Below are 1,052 nucleotides of genomic sequence, written 5' to 3' on the forward strand. Positions count from 1 at the left end.
GCGCGCTGGAACGGTGCTCCGAGCGGGTGTGGCGCCGGTCATGAAAACCGGTGCCGTCCCACTGAATGGCCCATCCGCCACTCTGGTGAGTTATTTACCTGCCTGTTATCGTTTCTCTTCGCTATTCCAGCGAGGAGAATCCGTGTCCCTGACCAGCGTGGTCGCGCCCAGTCCTGCCCCCGAGACCGTCGCCGCCCTTGTCGGCGAACGCCTTTCGGTGTCCGCATTTCACCAGCTCGGCGGCACTCTCGGCGGCTATTCCTTCGTCAAGGTCGTGGTCGACCGCGAGCAGGCGAAGATCCACTTTCTGAACAACGCGCGGCATTCCTTTCACGCGATCTATATCGGCGAAGAGATCCTCGGCGTCGGCGAAGAACGCGTGCGCGCCGAGATCGACTCCTACAACGAGGCCTTCTACCACGCGCCGGACCGCCGGTTCCTCCTCGGCATTCTCGCGCTGCACCCGCAGATGCTTTCGCTGGAGACGGTCGAGGTCGACACGATGCCGGCCGCGCTGATCCGCGAGTTCCACGCCTTCGTCGCGCAGTACGTCGACCCGTCGCTGCCGCTGCTGTTCAAGCCGGCCAACCAGCTGCAGGAGCGGATCGTCCGCGAGATCCCCGCGAGCGAGCTGCCGCGCGTCTTCGCGCACGAGCTGTTCTCCACGGCGCCGTTCGTGGCGCTGAACCCGGGCACGGCCACCGGGCGGCTGCGCGCGTTCCGCAGCGAGGCCGAGTACCGGGCCGCGACGCTGGACTGGACCGACATCATCGTGATGGACCGCGTCCCCGACGACATCCCGCGGCTGGCGGGGATCGTCAACACCCGGCACACGACGCCGTTGTCGCACACCAACGTCCTCGCCACCGGCTGGCAGATCCCGAACGCCGTCCAGCTCGGCGCCCTGGCCGAGATCGAGCGCCGCGGGCTCGACGGCAAGTGGGTCGAGTACACGGTGGACGCCCAGGCGCTGACCCTGCGCGAGGTCGACGAGCCGGCCGACGCGGCGCCGCCGGCCTGGTACGCCCAGCGCGTCACCCTGGAGCAGCCGG

Annotated in this window: 1 pseudogene; it reads left to right on the forward strand. The window is 68.3% G+C overall.

From position 1 onward, the window contains the following. Positions 1-142: 142 nt before the first annotated feature. Positions 143-1,052: pseudogene (locus tag CCN39_RS49925) on the forward strand (PEP/pyruvate-binding domain-containing protein); the annotation flags it as partial.

Source organism: Amycolatopsis kentuckyensis (assembly GCF_002155975.1).
GTDB lineage: Bacteria > Actinomycetota > Actinomycetes > Mycobacteriales > Pseudonocardiaceae > Amycolatopsis > Amycolatopsis kentuckyensis.